Here is a 21,911-nt window from a genome sequence, read left to right as displayed (position 1 = left end):
AAATCGTATTTCAGAGCCCCCACAAGGAAAAAACCATGCAAGGCGACAAGAAGGTCATCGAATATCTGAACTCGCAGTTGAAGAACGAACTGACTGCGATCAACCAGTACTTTCTGCACGCCCGGATGTACAAACATTGGGGCCTCGAAAAGCTCGGCAAGCATGAGTACGACGAATCGATCGGCGAGATGAAGCACGCCGACTGGCTGATCGAACGCATCTTCATGCTCGACGGTCTGCCCAACCTGCAAGACCTGCACAAGCTGCTGATCGGCGAGGAAACCAAAGAAATCCTCGAATGCGATCTGAAGCTCGAGCAGATTTCGCAGAGCACCTGCAAGGAAGCCATCGTGTACTGCGAATCAGTACGCGATTTCATCTCGCGCGAAATCTTCGTGAAGATTCTCGACGACACCGAAGAACATATCGACTGGCTGGAAACGCAACTGGATCTGATCGACAAGGTCGGCATCCAGAACTACCAGCAAAGCGGCATGGGTTCGATCGAATCCTAAGCGGCGCAGCCCGCGCGCGGGTTCAACGCGCTGCGCGGGCTGGGTCGTTCCAGTTCGAGTTTGAGTTCGCCCTTGCGTTTGAATGTACCCTTGCGTTGTTTGCCCCAGCCCGTGACCCTGTCCGTGCCCTTGTCCGTTTCCATGACTGCACCCATGCCTAACGCTTCGTCAGACGCAGGTCTTACCGTGCCCCTCGCGCGCGCTGTCGTCGAGCCTCAGACAGGCTGTGCGCCGGTAGGTGTGTTCGATTCGGGCCTGGGCGGCCTGTCGGTACTGCGCGCGTTGCGCGCGCAAGTGCCGGACGAATCGATCATCTATGTCGCCGACTCGCTGTACGCCCCGTATGGTGAGCGCGACGACGACTTCATCGCCGACCGCACACTCGCGATCGGCCAGTGGCTCGTCAAGCAGGGCGCCAAGGTGCTGGTGGTAGCGTGCAACACGGCGACGGCTCAATCCATCGCGCTGGTACGCGAGCAACTGAGCATTCCGCTGATCGGCGTCGAGCCGGGTATCAAGCCCGCTGCCGTGCAATCGAAAACCCGCGTGGCCGGCGTCCTCGCCACCCAGGTGACGCTGCGCAGCGCCCGCTTTCAGGCGCTGCTGGAACGCTATGCCGCCGACTGCCGTTTCCTCTGCCAGCCGGGCCACGGCCTCGTGCAAGCCATCGAACGCTGCGACGTCGGTTCGGCCGAACTGCGCGCGCTGCTCGACAGCTATCTGCAGCCCATGCTCGATGCCGGCGCCGACACGCTCGTGCTCGGCTGCACGCATTACCCGTTTCTCGACGCGGCGATCCGCGATATCGTCGGCGAGCGCATGACGCTGATCGACACCAGCGTCGCCATCGCGCGCCAACTGGAGCGCGTGCTCGACCAGCACGGCTTGCGCAGCGAACCCGGTCGTCCGGCCGATCTGCCCCGTTTTTGCTCGACCAGCGACGGTGCGCATCTGCAACAGCTCGCCGCCACCCTGCTGCATATCGAGGCGCCCGTGGAGCGCGTCGTGATCCCGTCGCGGCGCACGGTCGCGCCGGATTCCCAGGCGGCTTGAACCGCGCCGCCGGACGCGCCTCGGGCGCGCCGCCGGCAAGTCTCTCACCCGATCTCCGGGCATCGTCCAGCCCACCTGCGGCCCCCGTCCACCGCCAATCCGGCCGGTGCGGCCCCATCCAGCCCTATCCCCGAATCCGGGGTATCCCTCCTAACAGGCTGGTTTTGTTACAAAAATTCCCGCAGGACGCTTGCCAAATGCATCAAACAAAATGATAATAATTCGCATTAACGTTAGCTATTGCGCCCAACCATGATTGTCTGCGTGTGCAAATCTGTATCCGACCGGAAGATCCGTGCCTCGATCGCGGAAGGCGTCGATTCGTTCGACGAACTCCAGTTCGAGCTGGGCGTCGCCACCTGCTGCGGCAAGTGCGAGGAGTCCGTGCGCGATGTCATGGCGCAAAGCGGCGTCTGCGCGAGCCGTTGCGGGGTCGAACATCACGCGCATCCGGTTCCGCTCACGTTTTACGAGCGCAAGGCCGCCTGATCCTGCCGGCACGGCGCTCGCCGTGCGCCTGAGTCCGCCGCGGCCTCACGCTTTAGTCCACTGCCGTCAGCAAGCCAGTACACGTTACCAGCCAGCTACCGCTCACCCCGTAACCGGAGTTCGAGATGGAATTGCTGATTGGTTTCGTGACCACACTGTGCATTTCGCTGCTGATATTCCGAAAATGACGTTGCTTTGTCGTAGACCCGGTATCGACGGCGCGCGGTCGCGCTAACATGCGCGCCTCGCAGTCCGTCCCGGCCGGCTTCGCGCCGGCGCCTTCCAGCCGCATGAATTCCCGCACCGTCAAAGCGACCGCCGCGGTCGCCGCTATCCACGTCGCCCTGCTCGCGGTGGTCCTGAGCGCCCGCACTACCCCGCCGGCCCGCCCGCTCGAATCGCGCACGATGACCGCCGAGTTGCTGAGTCCCGCGCCCGTCGCCGCACCGGTCGCCCTGCAGTCACTCGCTCCGCCGCCGCCCAAGCCCACGCCGCCGGTGCCGCACGCCAAACCCAAGGTGCAGCCGCGGCCGACGCCCAAGCCCACGCCGGCACCGCTGCCGGTGGCGGCGAGCCCGTCGCCCACAGCACCCGCCCCCGCGCCATCCGCGCCGGCGGCGCCGGCCGCTCCTGCTGCGCCGCCGGCCGCCGCGGCCGCGCCCGCGATCGGCCGTCCGACGATGGAAATCACCGCGCCGAAGAACGTCTCGCATCTCGACTGCAATATCGCCAAGCCCGACTATCCGGCCCTCTCGCGGCGCCGCGGCGAAACCGGTACGGCTTACGTGCGGTTCGTCGTCGGCCTGACCGGCAACCTCGAGAACGTCGAGCTGAAAAAGAGCAGCGGCTACGACCGGCTCGACGACGCCGCGCTGGCCGCCGTCAAGGCGAGCTCATGCAAGCCCTATCTCGAGAACGGCGTGCCGATCCGGGCGGCCTACACGCAGCCCTACCAGTTCGGCCTGAGCGACTGAGCACTGAATCATCGGGCCGCTCGCGCGAGCGAACGGCTGAAGCAGACTTTAAAAAAGGAATGGCAATGCAGAATTACGGTTTAGCCCACGTCTGGGCACAAGGGGATTTCGTGACGCGCGGCATCGCGCTCGCGCTATTGATCATGTCGGTGCTGTCGTGGAGCGTGATCGTCATCAAGGCCTGGAACGTGATGCGTCTCAAGCGCCTGACGAAGAACGCCGAACAGTCGTTCTGGCATTCGGACGATCTCTCCGATGGCGTGCAGAAACTCGGCGCCGGTGCTTCGTCGCCGCAGGACAACCCGTTCCTCGCGCTCGCGCTGTCGGGTCAGGAAGCCGCCGATCACCATCATCAGACGCAACCGCATCTGCACGACCGCATGGACGTGTCGGACTGGGTCACGCGTTGCCTGAAAGACACCATGGACGACAGCATCGCGCGCATGCAGAGCGGCCTCGCGATCCTCGCCTCGATCGGCAGCACGGCGCCGTTCGTCGGTCTGTTCGGCACGGTGTGGGGCATCTATCACGCGCTGCTGGCGATCAGTGCAAGCGGCCAGAGCTCGCTCGACCAGGTGGCGGGTCCGGTCGGCGAAGCGCTGATCATGACCGCGTTCGGTCTGTTCGTCGCGATTCCCGCCGTGCTCGGCTATAACGCGCTGACCCGTGCGAACAAGGCGATCGTCACCAAGCTGAACCGCTTCGCCCACGGCCTGCATGCGTTCTTCGTGACGGGCGCGCGCCTGTCGTCGTCCAAGCGCGGCGACGGCCTGCGTCTCGCCACGCGCACTCACTGATCAGCGAGGTACTCCGATGGGAATGAGCCCCTTCGCCAGCGACGATGACGACGGCCTGATGAACGAAATCAACATGACGCCGCTCGTCGACGTGATGTTGGTTCTCCTGATTGTCTTCATGGTGACGATCCCGGTGATCCGGCATGCGGTGAAAATCGATCTGCCGCATGCAAGCAGCCAGAAGGAAGAGACGAAACCGGCTCAGGTCAACGTTTCGATCGAGGCCGACGGCACCGTGCTGTGGGACGACAAAGCGGTCAGCAGCGACGAGCTGCGCGCGAAGATTGCGCAAGCCGCGCAGGCGGACCCGCAACCGGAACTGCATCTGAACGCGGACCGCAAGATTGCGTATGAAAAGGTGGCGGACGTGATGTCCGCGGCGCAGGCCGGCGGTCTCACGAAAATCGGTTTCGTGACGCAACCGGTGAGCCACTAGCACGCTGCCCGCTAGAAACGCGAAAGACCCTTGTTTCAAGGGCTAAAACGCGCCGTAAAAAGTAAAAGGCCTTCATCGTCGGATGAAGGCCTTTTTTTGTGCGCACTCGGCGCCTTCGGGCGGCGAGATCACTTGCCATCGGATGAGTGGCGAGTGTCTCCACATGCGACAGCCGTGGTCGACACGGACAGCGCGATCAGCCCTATCAGGCTCGCTATGATAGCGGCCATGAGTTTCCGCGTAAGAGACTCCTTAGCGGAGGGATTTCACTATATGCCCGCAGGCCCGGGCATTCAAGCAAACGCCCATTGAAAGTACTCATCGCAGACGGCGCTTAAATGCCAAAACGATATGACGCTGCGTGGCTGGGGTTCACGCGGTCGGTTGCGCAACCGCCTGGCCCACCGCCGGGTTTGCCGCATACCCCGGCGCCGCCTGCGCGGCTTTGCGTTTTTCCGCCGCCGTCGGACATTCGCCCATGATGTGCTTACCCGTATCCGGATCCAGCATTTCAACCAGATAGTCGACGAACGCGCGCACCGCCGGCACCATGCCCTGGCGGGACACAAACACCGCATACAGTTGCGGCGACGGCAAGGTCCAACCCGGCATCACAGGCGACAGTTGCCCGGCGCGCAGCGCGGCCCCGTACATCATCTCGGGCAACGCGGCGATGCCGACACCCGCCAGCACCGCCTCGCGGATCGTCATCAGATCGGCGCTCACCAGACGCGGCTCGTGCTCGAGCGCGTGACGCGTGCCCTCCGGCGAGATCAGCTGGAAGACGTGGCGGCCGTCGGTGGTGGGCGTATCGAGTGTCTCGAAGCGGTCCAGGTCGGCCGGCAGCAACGGCGGGGCGTTTTGCTGCAACAGGCTCGGCGCGCCGACCAGCATCTGCTGCGTGCGCCACAACGGCCGCACGACGATATTGGCGTTTTCCGGCGGCTCCGAGCGGATCCGCAACGCAACATCGATCGAATCCTCGAACAGGTCGATGACGCGATTGGTCACCCGCATCACCACGCGCACTTCCGGGTAGCGGTGCATGAATTCCGGCAGGATCTGCGACAGCAGCGTCTGCGAGATGGTGACCGGCACGCTCACGCGCACCGTGCCGCGCGGCGACGAGCGCAATTGCTGCACCACGTTGACCGCCGCCTGCGCTTCCGAGAGCATCGCCTGGCAATGCTGATAGAACAGTTGACCGGCCTCGGTCAGCGCCAGCTTGCGCGTGGAGCGCTGCAACAGACGGACGCCGAGCGACGCCTCCAGTTCGGTCAAACGGCGCGACAAGCGCGACTTCGAGATACCCAGCACCCGCTCGGCGGCGGAAAACCCGCCGTGCTCGACGACCTGAGAAAAGTACATCAGGTCGTTCAGATTATGCGAATCGATCTTCATCTCATCGTTCCATGAATAGAACAATCCATTGCGTGACGGTGGCTGGCACCTCTAAAAACGGTCCCTATAATAGCTCTATGTTTCAGAAATAACGCTATTCCCCATTTTTCAAGGTGACTTTTGATGAGCTCGACACGCACGATCGAACGCACGTACCCCGCCGTTCGCACGACCGAAGGCGGCGGCTTTATCGTCCACCGCCCGTTTCCGACCCGCATGCTGATGGACTTCGACCCGTTTCTGCTGCTCGACGAAATGGGCCCGATCGACTACGCGCCCGGCGAAGCCAAGGGCGCGCCGGACCATCCGCACCGCGGCTTCGAGACCGTCACCTACGTGCTGGAGGGCCAGTTCGGCCATAAGGACTCGGCAGGCCACTCCGGCACGCTGCACGCCGGCGATGTGCAGTGGATGACCGCGGGCGCCGGCGTCGTGCATAGCGAAATGCCGGACCCGGAGTTCGTGCGCAGCGGCGGCCGCGTGCACGGCTTGCAATTGTGGGTCAACCTGCCGCGCAGCGACAAGATGATCGCGCCGCGCTACCAGGAAATGCCGTCGGCCCAGATTCCGGTCGCGACCTCCGAGGACGGCCAGGTCAGCGTGAAAGTGATTGCAGGCGAAGCGCTGGGCGTGGCGGCTGCGATCGAAACGCGCACGCCGATCCTGTATCAGCATTTCACGTTGCAGCCGGGCGCGCAGATCGTGCACGCCGTGCCGGCGAATTACCGGGTGTTCGCGTACGCGCTGTCGGGCAAGGGCTTCTACGGCGAGGCGCGCCGCGAAGTAGGCGCGCGGCAGATGGTCGTGTTCGGCAACGACGGCGAGACGGTCACGCTGGCGGCCGGCGAGGAACCGCTCGAGGTGTTGCTGCTGGGCGGCGTGCCGCTGAAGGAGCCGGTGGTGCGCTACGGTCCGTTCGTGATGAACACCGAAGACGAGATTCGCCAGGCGGTGACCGACTATCAGGCAGGCCGGATGGGGCAGATTACGCACTGACCTCTACGGCACGAAGCCGGACAATTTCGTTCACAATAGCGACTCATGCCGCGCGCCGCAGCCTCCCTGCGCCGCGCGGCGCATCCCGTCCCGGTTCAGGAGCGCGCATGGCAGAGTCCACGGTCACAGCCCACATCGGCTCGACGAATTTCCAGGTTCTTCTCGACGACGGCAAGCACACATGGCTCGCCGACGAACCCGAGTCGCTCGGCGGCGGCGACCGCGGCCCTGGCCCGGTGACGCTGTTGCTGTCAAGCCTCGGCGCCTGTACATCGATCACGCTGAAGATGTATGCACAGCGCAAGGGCTGGCCGCTCGCCGACGTCCGCGTGACGCTGTCAATCGAGACCGACGGCGAAGGTTCGACGATCGACCGGCGTATCGTGCTCGAAGGCGACCTGTCGGACGAGCAGCGGGAACGTCTGTTGCAGATCGCCAATGCCTGCCCGGTCCACAAGATCCTGACGCACCCGATCTCGATCCGCTCGGGCCTGGCTGCCGCTTGAGCCAGCCCGAAGGCATCGCAGCGGGCTCGGACCCATTGCTTAAGAGGAAGCCACCGTTTTGAATTTCGAACATCTCGTCCAGATCAACGATCCGTTGAATCCGTTCGTCGACACCATGACCCGCGAGCAGTTGTGGGAAGGCCTGGTGTTGCGCGCCGAGCAGCCGCAACTGTTCGTGCTGGGGCTCGACACGTGCACGATCCTGTCGCGCACCGACAGCACGCTCGAGCGCGAACTGCACTACGGGCAGGTCACCGTACGCGACCGCGTGACGCTCTCGCCCGATCAGAGCGTGCGCTACGACATCCTCGCCACCGAAACGCATGTGGGCGGCTCGCTCACGATGACCATCGAACAGCCCGACGAACTGCAACTGTTCCTGCGCTTCGAGTACAGCACCACCCTGCCCGTCTCCGACGATCAGGATGCGCGCCAGACGCAGGAAATCGTCAAATCGGCCTACCGCGAGTCGGACATCGATACGGTCCGCCTGATTCGTCAGTACGTGCAAGGCCGCAAGGCGCCTGACGCGCTGCATTGAGCACGAAGGGCGGCCCGTTGTCCGTCCGGGTCGCGCGCCGGACGGATGCGGCGCGGCTCCACGCTCAACCGCACGCGCCTCTCATCTTCGAACTTACGTCCCCCTGACTATCGAAACATTATTCCGATGAATTAATGGACTTGTAAATGGGAACGATTATCATTTAGAATTAGTCCATCGAATCGACAACCCGACGGAACGAATGAACGACCTCACGCGCTCTTCTACGCTTAGCCTGCGCCGCCCCGCGAGCGCTGCGCTGACCAGCCGTCCGAAAACCGGCACGACGGCAACCGCACCGAGACCGTCCAGCGAACGCGGCAATGCCGTCGCGCCGAAGACGGGAACGGCCGCGCCGTCGGTACGTAGCGAAACGCTCCTGCAAGGGCACAGCCACGTGAGCATCGTGCACAACGGCGAGACTTACCAGCTTCGCGCCACACGGCTCGGCAAGCTGATTTTGACGAAGTAACGAAGGACACACCGGGTATTGTGGGGACCACCTCCTCGAGAGGTGTTGGGCATTAGCCAGCAACGACGGCTTGCACGCGAGATCTAGACCCCTTCGTGCAGATAACCAAGCCAGCCGTCGCAGCAAGCCAGGCCATTTTTTTGGTTCCCACCCAATGCGGACAGGCGCCGAAGCGCGGGTCGCAACTGCTGAATGAACAGAACGACGAAGCCGTGTGGATGGCGACATCCCACGGCTTTGGTGTTTTTAGCGCGTCCAGCCCCAAAACATGAGCCACCAGGCACTATCGACGACCGCAAGGGCGGCGATAAACCAGAGCATTGCCAGGCCGCGCTGGAAAAGCCGCGCGCTGTAGCGCCGCGTGACGAGCCACGCGAGCCAGGCGCTCCAGAGGTTGGCCACCACCAGAATCGCGATGCGCAGATCCGCCGCCCACCCTAGCGAAACATGCTCCGCGCGCAGCAGCGACAGCGTGGTCGCCGACAGCCCAAGAAACACGCCCGCGCCGGCAAGCGGAATCAGCCCTTGCGCGAGATGATGCAAGCGTGTCGCGCTAAAGCGACCCAGCGTGCGGGTGGCGCCCATCAACAGCACGAGCAGGGTCGTGCCGTAGACGAACCCGGTGGCGAGGATGTAGCCGATCACCAGCGTGCCGTCGAGCCACGAGAACACATCGTTCTGCTCAGGATAGTGCGTGAAGAGAAACCACGGTGCGTTGGTGGCGAGCGGCCATGTGATGTCGCGGTCGACCAGCCACGTCGCGAGGAACATCTTCAGGTCGACGAACCATGTCGACGCGGTCCAGTGAAACGCGCCAATCGCGATGCCAAGCAGGCCGTAGAGAATCAACGCGGTGTCCCAGGCGCTCGCCTGCTGGTCGCCGAGTTCCACCACTTCCGAGGATGGCGCGCGCCACGTCAATGCAATGGCATCGCGGTGACCGCTGCAGCGGCCGCACATGTGGCAGGCCGCCGCGCCCTTCATGTTGCGCAACGGCACGAGCGGCGCGCAGTTGATCGGAATCACCCGATGCCCGTGTTCGCCCTCTTTGTAGGAGCGGCGCCATGCGTCTTCGTCGACCTTGTAGTGAAACGGCGCGAGCCGCGCCAGCAGCGAAAAAACCCCGTTGACGGGGCACAGGTACTTGCACCAGACGCGTTTCTCGCGTCCATACAATAAGCCGACGATCATCGCGGCGAAGGTCGAGCCGCCAAGCACCAGCAACACCGCCTTGGGATACTGGTAGACGCTCACCATCTGACCGTAGATGGTGGTCAGTCCGAAGGCGACGAACGGCCAGCCGCCCCAGCGCATCCAGCGCGGGATCGCCCAGCCGCGGCCGTACTTGCTGGCGAACTCGGCGAGCGCGCCCTCCGGACACAGCACGCCGCACCATACGCGGCCCAGCATCACCATGGATAGCAGCACGAACGGCCACCAGATGCCCCAGAACACGAACTGCGCGGCCAGCGTGAGGTTGCTCCACAGATGCGCCGTGTCATCGGGCAACGGCGTGAAGGCCGGCACGAGAATCAGAAAGGCATAGACCGCCACCACGCCCCACTGGACGACGCGAATCAGCGCACCATGCCGCTGCATCCACTGGCCCGCCGCGGCGAGCCGGCTGGGACGGCTCGAATGGCCGGCGTGGTCAAGGGCACCCCTCATGCTGCGCGCCCTGCCGCGCGCTGCGCCGGCCGCCGGTTAGCCCGGCGTACCAGCAGATACACGACGCCCCAGTACACCGCATAAGCGACCAGATTCGTCAGCGCGGGATGGGCACGGTAACCCGTGAGGGTGGCGACGAGCGAACCGAACGTGCTCGAATCGTCGAGCAGCGCCGAGGTGTTCCACAGCGGGTCGACGAAGGTGGGCAGAATCTCCTTGTCGATCAGCTTGTCGACGCCGGCCTGGAACAGACCCGCGCCGAGAAACAGCAGCATGATTTCGGTGACGCGGAAAAAGAGCCGCCACGAGAAGAACTTGCCACCCAGTTGCAGCACGTAGAACGTCAGGAACGCCAGGCCCAGACCGAGCAGCACGGCCAGCATCTGGCCGCCGTCCACGTGGCCCGACTGGCCGAAGCCGAGGCCATACAGGAAGATGACCGTCTCGCTGCCTTCCCGGGCAATCGCGAGCGCGACCAGCACGGCAATGCCCCACCCGTTCGAATCGCGCGTGCTCTGTTGCAGCGACTGTTCCATGTCGCGCTTGAGCGTGCGGCCGTGCTGCTTCATCCACAGCACCATTTGCACGATCAGCACGCAGGCCACCAGCACCATCGCCGTCTGGAAGTAGTCCTGCGCGTCGCCGGACAACACCTCGGTGAAACCGATCAACGCCGCACCGAGCCCGATCGCCGCGAGGATGCCCACGCCGACGCCCGCCCACAGATACGGCAGGCCGCGCCGCGCATTGTCGTCGCCGTTTTTCAGCCACGCATACAGAATGCCGACGACCAGCAGCGCCTCGACGCTCTCCCGCCACACGATGAACAACACCTGACCCATCGAACTTCTCCTACTGCTTGAGCGGACGCCTTGCATCCGCACCCAGACCCTTCGCCGCTTCGACACACCGTCGACACAGCTCGCGCGCCTCAACTACTTCGCGACGATCACGCCCTGCGCCTGCTGGTGGAAATCGTCGAAAAACTTGTACTCGCCCGGCGACAGCGGCGCGATCACCACGAACGATTCCGCGCCCGGCGCCAGCACTTTTTCCTTGCGCAACTGAACGCTTTCGAATTCAGCCGCGCCCTTGCCCGCGTTGCGCACTTCGATCTTGATACGCTGGCCGGCCGGCACTTCGATGCGCGCCGGATTGAGCTTGCCGTCCGCCATCTCGAGCTTGAAGGTCGGCAGGTCCGCAGCATGGGCGGCGCCGACGAGCGAAGTCGTCATGGCAAGGATCGCGATCTTTCGGTTGATTCTCATGGGTCCTTCCGGAAAACCCGGCGCGCCTTCATGCGCCGGCTGCGTGAATCGCGTGAATCAATACCCGCCCTTCTTGCCGATCCCCGCATACGTAAAGTCGTATTCGAGCGTGAACGGCTTGAACCACGGACCCACGCCGGTTTCCTTGTCGACGTGACGGCCGAAGGCCATGTGGCCGGCTTGCATGGGCGGCGCGATAAAGAGCTTCAGGTGGTATTTGCCGGGGCCTTGCAGCTTGACGTTGTCGCCATAGTGCGGACCGTCGTCGGCGACCATCGCCATCATCTCGCCCTTCTGCGTCTGCGCCGAACCGGCCTTCGAGAGCTCGTAGCTCACCTGCAGATAGGGCATCCAGTCGCCCTCGGCGAAGCCGGTGGGGTTGTTCTTGACGGCGTGGATGTCGGCCTCGAGGTGGACGTCCGAATCCGCTGCCTTGCGCATCATGCCTTCGGGCTCCATCGTGATTGGCTGCAGGTAGACCGCGCCGATTTCCATGCCGCCCTGAATCTGCTGCTTGCCGATGGGATATTCAGCGGCCATGGCCGACATCGTGGCCACCGCCGCGACGGCCACCACACCGCCGCGCAGAAATGAAGAGACTCGCATTGAAACTCCTTGTTTTTTTAGACTAAGACGACGAATGCCGGGCTGAAACGCCAGATTGAGAAAGGTATGGCATTCCATTCAAACGCATTTCTCAAAATTACTAACGCTAATGCGAACCATTCTCAATATTGAACGGATTTTATCATTCTTCGGCGTTGAGAACAAATGGCGGCGCCAAGAAACCCTTGTGGACAAAGGACTTGGCGTACCGGATAGGCGGGGCGTTGTTCTGACAGAGCTATCTTTGTAGCCTTACAGAATAGTTCGACTCGGGGTCAGATTGAACGCAGCGCGGCTGGAATGAGATCCAACGGAAGGACGTGACGAAGGGAACGCTGAAGTCGCAGGCCGCGCGGCTGAGCACCGCACGGCTTGCCGGCCGGCTGCGGGTGCCGGGCCGAAATCTCAGTTGGTGCCGGTCAGATGATCGCCGACGTTGGCGCCGAACACGCGTTGGCGCAACAGCGCGAGCTCATCGCGCGTCTGAGCCGCCTTTTCGAATTCGAGATTCTTGGCGTGCTCCATCATCTGCTTCTCGAGCCGTTTGAGCTCCTTGGACAACTGCTTCTCCGACATGTCCTCGAACTTGGCCCGCTGTTGCTGCTCCTTCAGTTCGGCGCGCGCTTCGTCGACGTTGTACACGCCGTCGATAATGTCCTTGATGCGCTTGACCACACCGCGCGGCGTGATGCCCATCTTCAGGTTAAAGGCGACCTGCTTGGTGCGCCGCCGCTCGGTTTCGTCGATCGCGCGGCGCATCGAATCCGTGACGCGGTCGGCGTACAGGATCGCCCGGCCGTTCACGTTCCGCGCCGCCCGGCCGATGGTCTGGATCAGCGAGCGTTCCGCACGCAGGAAGCCTTCCTTGTCCGCATCGAGAATCGCCACCAGCGACACTTCCGGAATATCGAGCCCTTCGCGCAGCAGGTTGATCCCCACCAGCACGTCGAAGGTGCCGAGCCGCAGGTCGCGGATGATTTCGACCCGCTCGACCGTGTCGATGTCGCTGTGCAGATAGCGCACCTTGACGCCGTGATCGGCGAGAAACTCGGTCAGCTGCTCGGCCATGCGCTTGGTCAGCACCGTGACCAGCACGCGGTCGCCCGCCTTTACGCGCTCGTTGATCTCGGAGAGGATATCGTCGACCTGGGTACGGGCCGGACGCACCTCGATTTCGGGGTCGACGAGACCCGTTGGCCGCACCAGTTGCTCGGCCACCTGCCCGGCCGTCTTCTGCTCGTAGTCGGCAGGCGTGGCCGACACGAACACCACCTGGCGCATCTTGCGCTCGAATTCGTTGAATTTGAGCGGCCGGTTATCCAGCGCCGAAGGCAGGCGGAAACCGTAATTGACGAGGTTTTCCTTGCGCGCGCGGTCGCCGTTGTACATGCCGTTCAACTGGCCGATCAGCACGTGCGATTCGTCGAGCAGCATCAGCGCGTCGCCCGGCAGGTAGTCGACCAGGGTCGGCGGCGGTTCGCCCGGCGCCGCGCCCGAAAAGTGCCGCGAGTAGTTCTCGATGCCTTTGCAGAAACCCAGCTCCTGCAGCATCTCCAGATCGAAACGGGTGCGCTGCTCCAGACGCTGCGCCTCCACCAGCTTGCCTTCGCTGTAGAAAAACTCGAGCCGCTCGCGCAGTTCGGCCTTGATCGTTTCCACCGCGCGCATCACGGTTTCGCGCGGCGTCACATAGTGCGACGACGGGTACACGGTGAAGCGCGGAATCTTCTGGCGCACGCGGCCCGTCAGCGGATCGAATAATTGCAGCGTTTCGATTTCGTCGTCGAACAGTTCGACCCGCACCGCCATCTCCGCGTGCTCCGCCGGAAAGATGTCGATGGTGTCGCCGCGCACGCGAAACGCGCCGCGCTGGAACTCGGTCTCGTTGCGGTTGTATTGCATCGCGATCAGCCGCGCGATGATGTCGCGCTGGCCGATCTTGTCGCCGGTACGCAGCGTCAGAATCATCTGATGATATTCGGACGGATTACCGATACCGTAGATTGCCGACACCGTCGCGACGATCACCACGTCGCGCCGCTCCATCAGGCTTTTGGTCGCCGAGAGCCGCATCTGCTCGATATGCTCGTTGATCGACGAGTCTTTCTCGATGAACAGGTCGCGCTGCGGCACATACGCTTCCGGCTGGTAGTAGTCGTAGTACGAGACGAAGTACTCGACCGCGTTGCGCGGGAAGAACTCGCGAAACTCCGAGTAAAGCTGGGCCGCCAGCGTCTTGTTCGGCGCAAACACAATGGCCGGGCGGCCGAGCCGCGCGATGGTGTTGGCCATCGTGAAGGTCTTGCCCGAACCGGTTACGCCCAGCAGCGTCTGGAACGACAGGCCGTCTTCGACGCCTTCGACGAGCGTGTCGATGGCGCTCGGCTGGTCGCCGGCGGGCGGGTATGGCTGGTAAAGCTGGAACGGCGAGTCGTCGAACGTCACGAATTTCGACTCGTCGAGAGCGTCGTTGACTTCAGTCAGATGATGTTCGGACATGTGTGCGGCACCGGGGCCTGGGCAAAGGACTATTCTAGCGGTTTGCGGGAGCGCGGGCTGAGTGGAGGACAGGAGCCTGATGCGGCCGGAAATGGCTGGATTGCGGAGGACGTTCAGGCCGATCTGCGGTGGTTGTCCGGGTATGGCTCCGGCGCCAGAGCGGATCCCGGCAAAGCCGCGGCGCCACCGCTTGCCGGGCTGCCCGCAGACGCCGGCGCAGTGCCGCCCGCTTGTCGAAACTGGTGCCAAAGCGCTGTTTTTCAAGCAAATAATCGCTTTTGGATGCGGCCACGGCCCAAAAAACGCCCCGGGATTCGCTACAATGGCATGCTGCGCTCGCTGCTGCTCTTTTAGACACCGTCTTTAGACACCGACCTGCCCGATTCGGCCTGATCAACCGCAGGCCGCCCGCACAGGCTCTGCCCCACCGGTGCCGCAGCCAGGCTCGAGCCGTCCCTCTTTTCACTACTGCCGAACCATCATGTCTCTGTTCTCCGCCGTCGAACTTGCTCCCCGCGACCCGATCCTGGGCCTGAACGAAGCCTTCAACGCAGATACGCGCACCACCAAGGTCAACCTGGGCGTGGGCGTGTACTTCAATGAAGAAGGCAAGATTCCGCTGCTGCGCGCCGTGCGCGACGCGGAAAAGGCTCGCATCGAAGCGGCGCTGCCGCGCGGCTACCTGCCGATCGAAGGCATTGCTGCCTACGACGCGGCCGTGCAGAAGCTGCTGCTCGGCAACGACTCGCCGCTGATCGCCGCGGGCCGTGTAGTGACCGCACAGGCACTGGGCGGCACGGGCGCGCTGAAGATCGGCGCGGACTTCCTGAAGCGCGTCAACCCGGCCTCCAAGGTCGCCATCAGCGACCCGAGCTGGGAAAACCACCGTGCGCTGTTCGAAAGCGCAGGCTTCGAAGTCGTCTCGTACCCGTACTACGACGCGAAGACCCATGGCGTGAACTTCGAAGGCATGCTGGCGGCCCTGAACGGCTATGCAGCCGGCACGGTCGTCGTCCTGCACGCGTGCTGCCACAACCCGACCGGCGTCGACCTGACCGCGGCCCAATGGCAGCAGATCGTCGAAGTCGTCAAGGCGCGCGAACTGGTGCCGTTCCTCGACATCGCCTATCAGGGCTTCGGCGACAACATCGAATCCGACGCTGCCGCCGTGCGTCTGTTCGCACTCGCTGAACTGAACGTATTCGTCTCGTCGTCGTTCTCGAAGTCGTTCTCGCTGTACGGCGAACGCATCGGCGCGCTGTCCATCATCACCGGCAGCAAGGAAGAAGCGTCGCGCGTGCTGTCGCAACTCAAGCGCGTGATCCGCACGAACTACTCGAACCCGCCCACCCATGGCGGCTCGGTTGTCGCAGCGGTACTCGGCTCGGCGGAACTGCGCGCGACGTGGGAATCGGAACTCGGCGAAATGCGCGACCGCATTCGCGCCATGCGCAACGGCCTGGTGGAACGCCTGAAAGCAAGCGGCGTGGACCGCGACTTCAGCTTCGTGAACGCGCAACGCGGCATGTTCTCGTATTCGGGCCTGACGGCAGCGCAAGTGGACCGTCTGCGTGAAGAATTCGGCATCTATGCCGTGAGTACGGGCCGCATCTGCGTGGCTGCGCTGAACACGCGCAATCTCGATGCCGTGGCCAGCGCGGTTGCTCAAGTCCTGAAGTAATGGACTGAGGCGGCGGCGCAGTTGGAAGCCGCTTATCCTCCGCTCTGACCTGGCTTGGCCTGACCTGGCCTGGCCTGGCGGAGAAAACGGCGCCCTGCGATCAGCAGGGCGCCGTTTTTGTTGGGCGCCAAGAACCGTTGAGGCTAAACCCTCAACCACGCTTTCAGCTAAACCCTCAGCGTTTGTCGCGATGGATGTCGTGCGTGACGAAACCGGCGTCGTTATCAGGCATCGCCAGCCAGTCGGGTTGCGCCAGAGAGTTGTGGATATCCTGCAAGCCGCTTTCCCAGTGTTCGCGCATGGTCGACAAGCCGAACTGGAAGTCCTTGAAATGCCCTTCGTACTCCTTCTGCCGGTAGATCAGATGGATGACGTTGTAGCGTTTCGAACAGGACAGATCATCCGCCAACTTGCACCAGGGGTCGTCGCGATGTTCGGGCGCCACGCGGTCGAGCACTTCGCGCAGCACGTGCCTGAAACGCTGCGAACGCTGCAGCATGTCGGTAACGAGGCGCGTGCGGCTCGAATACTGGATGTCCTTCATGCGGCCCTGCACGTCGGTGATATTGTCCGGCACCGGCCCGATGGCACTCCACAGATCCACCTGAAACGCGAGCGTGTCACGACGTGGCGTGGTCTGGACGACTTCGTAGAGCGGCGTGTTGGACATCAGGCCGCCGTCCCAGTAGTACTCCCCATCAATTTCCATTGCACCGAACCCCGGCGGCAGCGAGCCCGAGGCGATGAAATGCTCCGGCCGCAATTTCATGTGCGTGTTGTCGAAGTACGCGAAATTGCCCGTCCCGACGTTCACCGCGCCGACTGAGACGCGTGTTTCACCCGAGTTGATGCGGTCGAAATCGCACAGCTTTTCGAGCGTCGACTTCATGGGCGACGTGTCGTAGTAGCTGGCGTTTTGCGGCGGCCCGGAAACGGTGGGCATGGGCGGCGGGAAGCGCGGCACGAAGAAGCCCTTCTGCCCCTGGACGATCGCCCCCGTGGCCTGCATGGCGGTGAACGCCTTGCGGATCGTGTCGTTGGAATTGAACAGCGTCTGCTCGAGGAACGGCGGCAGCGGCGGCGCGAAAGCCGGTTGACAGATGGTCTCCCAGAATTCGAGCAGCCGTGTGACGCGATGCTCCGGTGCATTGCCGGCAATGATGGCTGTGTTGAGCGCGCCGATCGAAATACCGGCGACCCAGTTCGGCTCAATGCCGGCCTCGTGGAGGCCCTGATAAACACCGGCCTGATAGGCACCCAGTGCGCCGCCGCCTTGCAGCATCAGCGCGATGGTTTCGTATTGGGGCAACTGGACATGCCGGCTGGCGCGAACGCCAGCCGCTGCTCCGGCGTGCTCGCCATCCCCGTCGCCGAGGGTGCCGGCACGCGCCCGCTTGACATTGCGTTGCGCCATAACCGTCTCCTTATTGCATGAACCAGCCGTGGCTCACAATGAAGGACTGGCCGGTCAAGGCCGCGCTCGGGAAAGTGGAGAGGAACAGCACGGTTTGCGCGACGTCTTCCACCGTGGTGAAAATGCCGTCCACCGTACCGCCGAGCATCACGTTGCGAATCACGTCTTCTTCGCTGATGCCGAGTTCTTTGGCCTGCTCGGGAATCTGCTTGTCGACGAGCGGCGTGCGCACGAAGCCCGGACAGACGACATGCGAGCGCACGTTGTGCTTCGCGCCTTCCTTCGCCAGCACGCGCGCGAGACCCAGCAAGGCATGCTTGGCCGCGACATACGCCGACTTCAGCGGCGAGGCTTCGTGCGAATGGACCGAGCCCATGTAGATCACCGTGCCGCCGCGATCGTCCTTGTACATGTGCTTCAGGGCCGCTTTGGTGGTGAGGAACGCACCGTCGACGTGGATGGCCTGCATCTTCTTCCAGTCGGAGAAAGCGTAGTTCTCGATAGGATTGACGATCTGGATGCCGGCATTCGAAATGAGGATGTCGATCGAGCCGAACTCCGCGGCCACCTTGTCGATACCCTGATTGACGGCTTCTTCGTTCGTGACGTCCATTGCGACGCCAATGGCCTTGCCGCCGGCCTGCTTGATCTCTTCAGCGACGGCGTTCGCGCCATCCTGATTCAGATCGGCAATCGCAATCGCGGCGCCCGCTGCCGACAATGTCAGCGCGATCTGCTTGCCGATCCCGCTCGCCGCGCCCGTGACAACCGCGACTTTGCCATTCAGATTCGTGTTCAGTGACGACATCCAGAACCTCCATACAGTTGATGAGCAATGACACCACGACACGCAGGCGGCGTAAAGCTGACCAAACGGCATAGGCCGTTCAGACGAATGCTGCACTGCGGCCAACTTTGCTATTGTGCATGAACCCCGTGAAAGTCATCCGGAAATCACGCAGAAATCCGTATCTCTTTAAACTGTATGGGTCGCGCCCGATTCGGCGCCCGATTTCGCTGGCAGGAGTAAATGCCGGCTGCATCAACTCGCAAGGAGAAATGCATGAACTATCGACGACTCGGCCGCTCCGGCCTGCAAGTCAGTGAACTGTCCATCGGTTCCTGGGTGACCTACGGCAATCAGGTGGACACGCACGCGGCACGCGAATCGCTGGCGGCGGCACGCGACGCCGGGGTGAATTTCTTCGACAACGCCGAGGTCTATGCCGGCGGCAAATCCGAAGAAATCATGGGACAGGCTTTGAAGGAACTGGCGTGGCCGCGCATCAGCTATGTGGTGTCGACGAAGTTTTTCTGGGGCCTTCAGGAAGCGCCGAACCAGTACCACACGCTGAACCGCAAGTATCTGCTGAACGCAATCGACGCGTCGCTGAAGCGTTTGCAGCTCGACTACGTGGATCTCGTGTTCTGCCACCGGCCCGACCCGAATACGCCCGTCGAAGAAACCGTCTGGGCGATGAGCGACATGATCACGCGCGGCAAGGCGCTCTACTGGGGCACGTCCGAATGGAGCGCGGACGAAATCCGTGCGGCCTACGACGTCGCGGAGCGGCATCATCTTCACAAACCTGTCATGGAACAGCCGCAGTACAACCTGTTCCACCGCAAGCGCGTCGAGCAGGAGTACAAGCGGCTTTACGAGGACATCGGCCTTGGGCTGACCACGTGGAGCCCGCTCGCCTCGGGCCTCCTGACCGGCAAGTATCGCGACGGCGTACCGGCTGACAGCCGCGCCCAGTTGCAGGGCTACGACTGGTTGAAAAAGCAGGTCACGGATACGGGCAAGAACGGCGTCGTCGGCAAGCTCGGCGGCGTGGCGGACGAGCTCGGTTGCACGGTCGGCCAACTGGCGATTGCCTGGATCCTGAAGAACCCCCATGTCAGCACCGTGATCACGGGTGCGTCGCGCGTCGAGCAGATTGCCGAGAACATGAAGGCTCAGGACGTGGCCGCGAAGATTACGCCGGAGCTCAAGCTGAAGATTGAAGAGATCGTCGGCGACACGTACGAGTGAAGCGCGTTGCCGCGTTCGCCGCGCGAGCGGCAGCGCGGCAAACGCAACCTGTCACCGCCCCCCGGCGGCTTGGAACCCGGACAGCCGGTGCGGTAGACCAGGGGCCAGGTTGTGGTCCAGATCCCGCCGCCGCTCGGACGGCAACGCGGGCTCGCGTACAATACGCGTCCGCCTTGCACGTGCACTTCCGGTCGCAACGCGGCGCCCCGCGCGGGCGGACCCACGTTGGGTCCACCGCGGCCCTCAATCGACCGGCACGCCCTCTTTCGAGTCTCACCTCATCATGCTCAGTTACCGCCACGCCTTTCACGCAGGCAATCATGCCGACGTCCTGAAACACGCCGTCGTCGTGCAGTTGTTGCGCTACCTCGCCCAGAAAGACAAGGCGTACTGGTACATCGACACGCACGCCGGCGCCGGCGTCTATTCGTTGAAGGAAGGCTACGCCACCAAGACGGGCGAGTTCGAGACCGGCATTGCCAAACTGTGGGGACGCACCGATCTGCCGCCCATGCTGGCCGATTACGTGGATGAAGTCGCCGCGCTCAACGCCGACGGCAATCTGCGCTTCTATCCCGGCTCGCCGTATCTCGCGTGGCGGCTGATGCGCGAACAGGACCGCATGCGCCTGTTCGAACTGCACAGCACCGAGATCGACGTGCTGCAGCACAATTTTCGCGATGCCGGCCGGCGCGCCATGCTCTACGCAGGCGACGGCTTCGACGGCGTCAAGGCCTTGCTGCCGCCTCCGCCGCGCCGTGCGCTAGTGCTGGTCGATCCTTCGTTCGAAGACAAGCGCGACTACACGCGTACGCTGAATTGCGTCGAGGAAAGCCTCAAACGCTTTGCGACCGGCACCTACGCGGTCTGGTATCCGCAGGTGACGCGCCCTGAATCGCAACGCTTTCCGGATCAGTTGAAGCGTTTGCAGGAGCGCAACTGGCTGCACGTGTCGCTGACCGTCAGCAATCCGCCGTCAGATGGGTTTGGGCTCTTCGGCAGCGGAATGTTCATCCTGAACCCACCTTATACGCTGGCTAAAACGCTTAAAGAAACCATGCCGTGGCTGGTGCAGGCACTCGGCCAGGACAAAGCCGCGCAATTCAAGGTGGAACACCGCGGCGATTGAGGCGATTCAAGGGTGAGCTGCCCTGCAGCGCATTCACCTCTAGGCGCTTGTTTGAAGAGCCGGCGGCGGAGATCCGCAGGCTGGCGCGGCGGTCTACCGCATCTACTGCGACGACTGCGCCGGACGGGGCTGCGGCGTCGAATGCGAGTTCGACGTGCCACCCCCGGCAGGCAACTGGATATACGGGGCAACGACGATCGGCACCGACGAGTTCGGCGTGAGCTCGGTAGGTGTCGCGATCGGCTTCGCCTGAACGATCCGCTCGTGTGACAGCGGCGCAGTCTGCAGCACGGTGCCGCTGTGGCCGTCGCTGATGCCCTGCTGCGTATCGAGTATCAACGGCTGCCCGCCGCTGGACGAGGCGGCAAATGCCGTCGGCGCGGCGAGCGTCAGCATCGCGACCGTAGCGAACAGCGCGGGAACAACGGCCCCTTGCAAGGAGCGAATCAATCGGACTGGAGCCATGAGCGGACCGGGTTGGTTGCGAGAATGCCGGATTGCGCAAAAAACGCTTTACCTTACCGCGGTGGCAACGTTCAAGCTAGTCGATATTGAACGACACGAGCCAGTCAACCGATGAGCGCCGGAAAAAACGCAGACGCCAGATGTGACAAAGCCCCGTCTATACGGGGCCTTACGCTCTACTGCTGCGACCGCGCGCCTTGGAGAGAGTCCCCTTGGTGGGCGATCTGCGTTACCGCGGGTCAAACGTACTGCAAGCCTGAATTACAGCGAGTAGCCGTTCGTTTCGAGCGAGCGGATGCGCTGTTCGAGCTGGACGATGTCCGACGACGACGCGAGGTAAGCCTCACGACGGCTACGTTCAGCGGTTTCAAACCAGGTGCTCAGCTTTTCAAGAAGGTATGCAAACATGATGTTCTCCAAGGATCGAAAATGAATCCCCGGTGGATTGGGCATCAGGGATTTCCCTTATGAAGGGTTAACCCGGATTATAGGCTTTTGGTGCAACCTGGCTAGTGAAATGCCCGAATGGCGTGCATTCCGTTTTGGAATGGTGCATCGGAAATTTGACGATAAGCGACTGATTTTTATAACTTAAGTGATGTTTCAAACTGATTTTGACGGAATCGAGCCACATCTAAGCACCATCATAGTGCATTTATGTGGCCCGGTTGCAACGAATCTGCGCCCGGGTTGCACCTTAGGGTCGTCAACCGGTATGGCAACTGTGCGTGGCGGCCGTTTCCGGATCGGCGAGACCTTCGATAATCGGACAATCCGGCCGGGCATCGCCATGGCAATGCTCGGCGAGATGCGAGAGCGTGTCGCGCATCTCCGTCAGCTCTGCGATGCGGCGGTCGAGATCCGCAACGTGTTCGAGCGCGATGGCCTTCACCTCGGCGCTCGCACGCGAACGGTCTTGCCACAAGGCCAGCAGACGGCGGATATCCTCGACCAGGAAGCCCAGCC

Annotated in this window: 25 protein-coding genes; 13 read left to right on the top strand and 12 right to left on the bottom strand. The window is 62.8% G+C overall.

What is annotated here, in order from left to right:
• Positions 1-35: 35 nt before the first annotated feature.
• Positions 36-515 carry a bacterioferritin gene (bfr, locus tag BUS12_RS17290; RefSeq protein ID WP_074297671.1) on the top strand — a complete coding sequence of 160 codons (480 nt, stop codon included), beginning with the start codon at positions 36-38 and terminating at the stop codon, positions 513-515.
• Here the strand turns inward: bfr and BUS12_RS38800 are convergent.
• Positions 512-658, bottom strand: coding sequence for a hypothetical protein (locus tag BUS12_RS38800; RefSeq protein ID WP_171991674.1), 147 nt, complete (start codon positions 656-658; stop codon positions 512-514). The genes bfr and BUS12_RS38800 overlap by 4 nt on opposite strands.
• Here BUS12_RS38800 and murI point away from each other — a divergent pair.
• The 5 genes from murI (at position 657) to BUS12_RS17265 (ending at position 4,264) form a co-directional block, all read left to right on the top strand.
• On the top strand, positions 657-1,568 hold the full coding sequence (murI, locus tag BUS12_RS17285; protein WP_429307135.1) for a glutamate racemase: 912 nt from the start codon (positions 657-659) through the stop codon (positions 1,566-1,568). The genes BUS12_RS38800 and murI overlap by 2 nt on opposite strands.
• A gap of 252 nt (positions 1,569-1,820) precedes the next feature.
• Positions 1,821-2,057: a (2Fe-2S)-binding protein gene (locus BUS12_RS17280; protein ID WP_074297667.1), complete on the top strand. Its 237-nt coding sequence runs from the start codon at positions 1,821-1,823 to the stop codon at positions 2,055-2,057.
• Positions 2,058-2,293: 236 nt separating this feature from the next.
• Positions 2,294-3,031: an energy transducer TonB gene (locus BUS12_RS17275; RefSeq protein ID WP_074297665.1), complete on the top strand. Its 738-nt coding sequence runs from the start codon at positions 2,294-2,296 to the stop codon at positions 3,029-3,031.
• 65 nt (positions 3,032-3,096) lie between these two features.
• Positions 3,097-3,828, top strand: coding sequence for a MotA/TolQ/ExbB proton channel family protein (locus tag BUS12_RS17270; protein ID WP_074297663.1), 732 nt, complete (start codon positions 3,097-3,099; stop codon positions 3,826-3,828).
• A gap of 16 nt (positions 3,829-3,844) precedes the next feature.
• Positions 3,845-4,264: an ExbD/TolR family protein gene (locus BUS12_RS17265; RefSeq protein ID WP_074297660.1), complete on the top strand. Its 420-nt coding sequence runs from the start codon at positions 3,845-3,847 to the stop codon at positions 4,262-4,264.
• Between the two features lie 372 nt (positions 4,265-4,636).
• Here the strand turns inward: BUS12_RS17265 and BUS12_RS17260 are convergent, their stop codons facing one another.
• Positions 4,637-5,665 (bottom strand): LysR family transcriptional regulator, encoded by a 1,029-nt coding sequence (locus BUS12_RS17260; RefSeq protein ID WP_074297658.1) that lies wholly within the window; start codon positions 5,663-5,665, stop codon positions 4,637-4,639.
• A 123-nt stretch (positions 5,666-5,788) separates the two neighbouring features.
• Between BUS12_RS17260 and BUS12_RS17255 the strand changes: the two genes are divergently transcribed.
• The 4 genes from BUS12_RS17255 to hemP all read left to right on the top strand — a co-directional run bounded on the left by BUS12_RS17255 (position 5,789) and on the right by hemP (position 8,180).
• Positions 5,789-6,661: a pirin family protein gene (locus BUS12_RS17255; RefSeq protein WP_074297656.1), complete on the top strand. Its 873-nt coding sequence runs from the start codon at positions 5,789-5,791 to the stop codon at positions 6,659-6,661.
• A gap of 107 nt (positions 6,662-6,768) precedes the next feature.
• Positions 6,769-7,167 (top strand): OsmC family protein, encoded by a 399-nt coding sequence (locus BUS12_RS17250; RefSeq protein ID WP_074297654.1) that lies wholly within the window; start codon positions 6,769-6,771, stop codon positions 7,165-7,167.
• A gap of 58 nt (positions 7,168-7,225) precedes the next feature.
• Positions 7,226-7,708 (top strand): SRPBCC family protein, encoded by a 483-nt coding sequence (locus BUS12_RS17245; protein ID WP_074297651.1) that lies wholly within the window; start codon positions 7,226-7,228, stop codon positions 7,706-7,708.
• 202 nt (positions 7,709-7,910) lie between these two features.
• A complete protein-coding gene (hemP, locus tag BUS12_RS17240) occupies positions 7,911-8,180 on the top strand; it encodes a hemin uptake protein HemP (protein WP_074297649.1) in 270 nt (89 codons plus the stop codon).
• Between the two features lie 246 nt (positions 8,181-8,426).
• Here hemP and BUS12_RS17235 read toward each other — a convergent pair whose 3' ends face one another.
• The 5 genes from BUS12_RS17235 to uvrB all read right to left on the bottom strand — a co-directional run bounded on the left by BUS12_RS17235 (position 8,427) and on the right by uvrB (position 14,221).
• Positions 8,427-9,848 (bottom strand): 4Fe-4S binding protein, encoded by a 1,422-nt coding sequence (locus BUS12_RS17235; protein WP_074297647.1) that lies wholly within the window; start codon positions 9,846-9,848, stop codon positions 8,427-8,429.
• On the bottom strand, positions 9,845-10,690 hold the full coding sequence (locus BUS12_RS17230; RefSeq protein ID WP_074297645.1) for an FTR1 family iron permease: 846 nt from the start codon (positions 10,688-10,690) through the stop codon (positions 9,845-9,847). Before BUS12_RS17230 ends, BUS12_RS17235 begins: the two co-directional genes overlap by 4 nt.
• Positions 10,691-10,783: 93 nt before the next feature.
• Entirely contained in the window at positions 10,784-11,116 is a 333-nt protein-coding gene (locus BUS12_RS17225; protein WP_074297643.1) for a cupredoxin domain-containing protein, read from the bottom strand.
• A gap of 57 nt (positions 11,117-11,173) precedes the next feature.
• A complete protein-coding gene (locus BUS12_RS17220; protein WP_074297641.1) occupies positions 11,174-11,722 on the bottom strand; it encodes an iron transporter in 549 nt (182 codons plus the stop codon).
• Positions 11,723-12,127: 405 nt separating this feature from the next.
• Positions 12,128-14,221: an excinuclease ABC subunit UvrB gene (gene uvrB, locus BUS12_RS17215; protein WP_074297639.1), complete on the bottom strand. Its 2,094-nt coding sequence runs from the start codon at positions 14,219-14,221 to the stop codon at positions 12,128-12,130.
• A gap of 481 nt (positions 14,222-14,702) precedes the next feature.
• Here uvrB and BUS12_RS17210 point away from each other — a divergent pair, with 481 nt between their 5' ends.
• A complete protein-coding gene (locus BUS12_RS17210) occupies positions 14,703-15,902 on the top strand; it encodes an amino acid aminotransferase (RefSeq protein WP_074297637.1) in 1,200 nt (399 codons plus the stop codon).
• A 175-nt stretch (positions 15,903-16,077) separates the two neighbouring features.
• On the opposite strand, the gene BUS12_RS17205 is transcribed toward BUS12_RS17210, so the two are convergent.
• Positions 16,078-17,316 (bottom strand): DUF3734 domain-containing protein, encoded by a 1,239-nt coding sequence (locus tag BUS12_RS17205; RefSeq protein WP_074297635.1) that lies wholly within the window; start codon positions 17,314-17,316, stop codon positions 16,078-16,080.
• Between the two features lie 10 nt (positions 17,317-17,326).
• A complete protein-coding gene (locus tag BUS12_RS17200) occupies positions 17,327-18,124 on the bottom strand; it encodes a 3-hydroxybutyrate dehydrogenase (protein ID WP_074297633.1) in 798 nt (265 codons plus the stop codon).
• Positions 18,125-18,379: 255 nt separating this feature from the next.
• Between BUS12_RS17200 and BUS12_RS17195 the strand changes: the two genes are divergently transcribed.
• Both BUS12_RS17195 and BUS12_RS17190 read left to right on the top strand, forming a co-directional pair.
• Positions 18,380-19,351, top strand: a complete 972-nt coding sequence (locus tag BUS12_RS17195; protein WP_074297631.1) for a potassium channel beta subunit family protein — start codon at positions 18,380-18,382, stop codon at positions 19,349-19,351.
• 283 nt (positions 19,352-19,634) lie between these two features.
• Complete coding sequence (locus BUS12_RS17190; RefSeq protein ID WP_074297629.1) at positions 19,635-20,480, top strand: 23S rRNA (adenine(2030)-N(6))-methyltransferase RlmJ; 846 nt, start codon at positions 19,635-19,637, stop codon at positions 20,478-20,480.
• 102 nt (positions 20,481-20,582) lie between these two features.
• Here the strand turns inward: BUS12_RS17190 and BUS12_RS17185 are convergent, their stop codons facing one another.
• The 3 genes from BUS12_RS17185 to BUS12_RS17175 all read right to left on the bottom strand — a co-directional run.
• Positions 20,583-20,945: a hypothetical protein gene (locus tag BUS12_RS17185; RefSeq protein ID WP_074297627.1), complete on the bottom strand. Its 363-nt coding sequence runs from the start codon at positions 20,943-20,945 to the stop codon at positions 20,583-20,585.
• A gap of 261 nt (positions 20,946-21,206) precedes the next feature.
• Positions 21,207-21,353 (bottom strand): DUF3563 family protein, encoded by a 147-nt coding sequence (locus tag BUS12_RS17180; protein ID WP_074265275.1) that lies wholly within the window; start codon positions 21,351-21,353, stop codon positions 21,207-21,209.
• A gap of 298 nt (positions 21,354-21,651) precedes the next feature.
• The coding region (locus tag BUS12_RS17175; RefSeq protein ID WP_171991673.1) for a MerR family DNA-binding protein at positions 21,652-21,911 on the bottom strand (260 nt) is incomplete at its 5' end.

This window comes from Paraburkholderia phenazinium, assembly GCF_900142845.1.
In the GTDB taxonomy this organism is placed as follows: domain Bacteria; phylum Pseudomonadota; class Gammaproteobacteria; order Burkholderiales; family Burkholderiaceae; genus Paraburkholderia; species Paraburkholderia phenazinium_A.
This window is presented reverse-complemented; position numbering and strand designations above follow the sequence as displayed.

Coding starts and splice junctions, on each gene's coding strand:
- bfr (WP_074297671.1), top strand. CDS start 36: ATGCAAGGCGACAAGAAGGTCATCGAATATCTGAACTCGCAGTTGAAG.
- murI (WP_429307135.1), top strand. CDS start 657: ATGACTGCACCCATGCCTAACGCTTCGTCAGACGCAGGTCTTACCGTG.
- BUS12_RS38800 (WP_171991674.1), bottom strand. CDS start 658: ATGGAAACGGACAAGGGCACGGACAGGGTCACGGGCTGGGGCAAACAA.
- BUS12_RS17280 (WP_074297667.1), top strand. CDS start 1,821: ATGATTGTCTGCGTGTGCAAATCTGTATCCGACCGGAAGATCCGTGCC.
- BUS12_RS17275 (WP_074297665.1), top strand. CDS start 2,294: ATGCGCGCCTCGCAGTCCGTCCCGGCCGGCTTCGCGCCGGCGCCTTCC.
- BUS12_RS17270 (WP_074297663.1), top strand. CDS start 3,097: ATGCAGAATTACGGTTTAGCCCACGTCTGGGCACAAGGGGATTTCGTG.
- BUS12_RS17265 (WP_074297660.1), top strand. CDS start 3,845: ATGGGAATGAGCCCCTTCGCCAGCGACGATGACGACGGCCTGATGAAC.
- BUS12_RS17260 (WP_074297658.1), bottom strand. CDS start 5,665: ATGAAGATCGATTCGCATAATCTGAACGACCTGATGTACTTTTCTCAG.
- BUS12_RS17255 (WP_074297656.1), top strand. CDS start 5,789: ATGAGCTCGACACGCACGATCGAACGCACGTACCCCGCCGTTCGCACG.
- BUS12_RS17250 (WP_074297654.1), top strand. CDS start 6,769: ATGGCAGAGTCCACGGTCACAGCCCACATCGGCTCGACGAATTTCCAG.
- hemP (WP_074297649.1), top strand. CDS start 7,911: ATGAACGACCTCACGCGCTCTTCTACGCTTAGCCTGCGCCGCCCCGCG.
- BUS12_RS17235 (WP_074297647.1), bottom strand. CDS start 9,848: ATGAGGGGTGCCCTTGACCACGCCGGCCATTCGAGCCGTCCCAGCCGG.
- BUS12_RS17230 (WP_074297645.1), bottom strand. CDS start 10,690: ATGGGTCAGGTGTTGTTCATCGTGTGGCGGGAGAGCGTCGAGGCGCTG.
- BUS12_RS17225 (WP_074297643.1), bottom strand. CDS start 11,116: ATGAGAATCAACCGAAAGATCGCGATCCTTGCCATGACGACTTCGCTC.
- BUS12_RS17220 (WP_074297641.1), bottom strand. CDS start 11,722: ATGCGAGTCTCTTCATTTCTGCGCGGCGGTGTGGTGGCCGTCGCGGCG.
- uvrB (WP_074297639.1), bottom strand. CDS start 14,221: ATGTCCGAACATCATCTGACTGAAGTCAACGACGCTCTCGACGAGTCG.
- BUS12_RS17210 (WP_074297637.1), top strand. CDS start 14,703: ATGTCTCTGTTCTCCGCCGTCGAACTTGCTCCCCGCGACCCGATCCTG.
- BUS12_RS17205 (WP_074297635.1), bottom strand. CDS start 17,316: ATGGCGCAACGCAATGTCAAGCGGGCGCGTGCCGGCACCCTCGGCGAC.
- BUS12_RS17200 (WP_074297633.1), bottom strand. CDS start 18,124: ATGTCGTCACTGAACACGAATCTGAATGGCAAAGTCGCGGTTGTCACG.
- BUS12_RS17195 (WP_074297631.1), top strand. CDS start 18,380: ATGAACTATCGACGACTCGGCCGCTCCGGCCTGCAAGTCAGTGAACTG.
- BUS12_RS17190 (WP_074297629.1), top strand. CDS start 19,635: ATGCTCAGTTACCGCCACGCCTTTCACGCAGGCAATCATGCCGACGTC.
- BUS12_RS17185 (WP_074297627.1), bottom strand. CDS start 20,945: ATGGCTCCAGTCCGATTGATTCGCTCCTTGCAAGGGGCCGTTGTTCCC.
- BUS12_RS17180 (WP_074265275.1), bottom strand. CDS start 21,353: ATGTTTGCATACCTTCTTGAAAAGCTGAGCACCTGGTTTGAAACCGCT.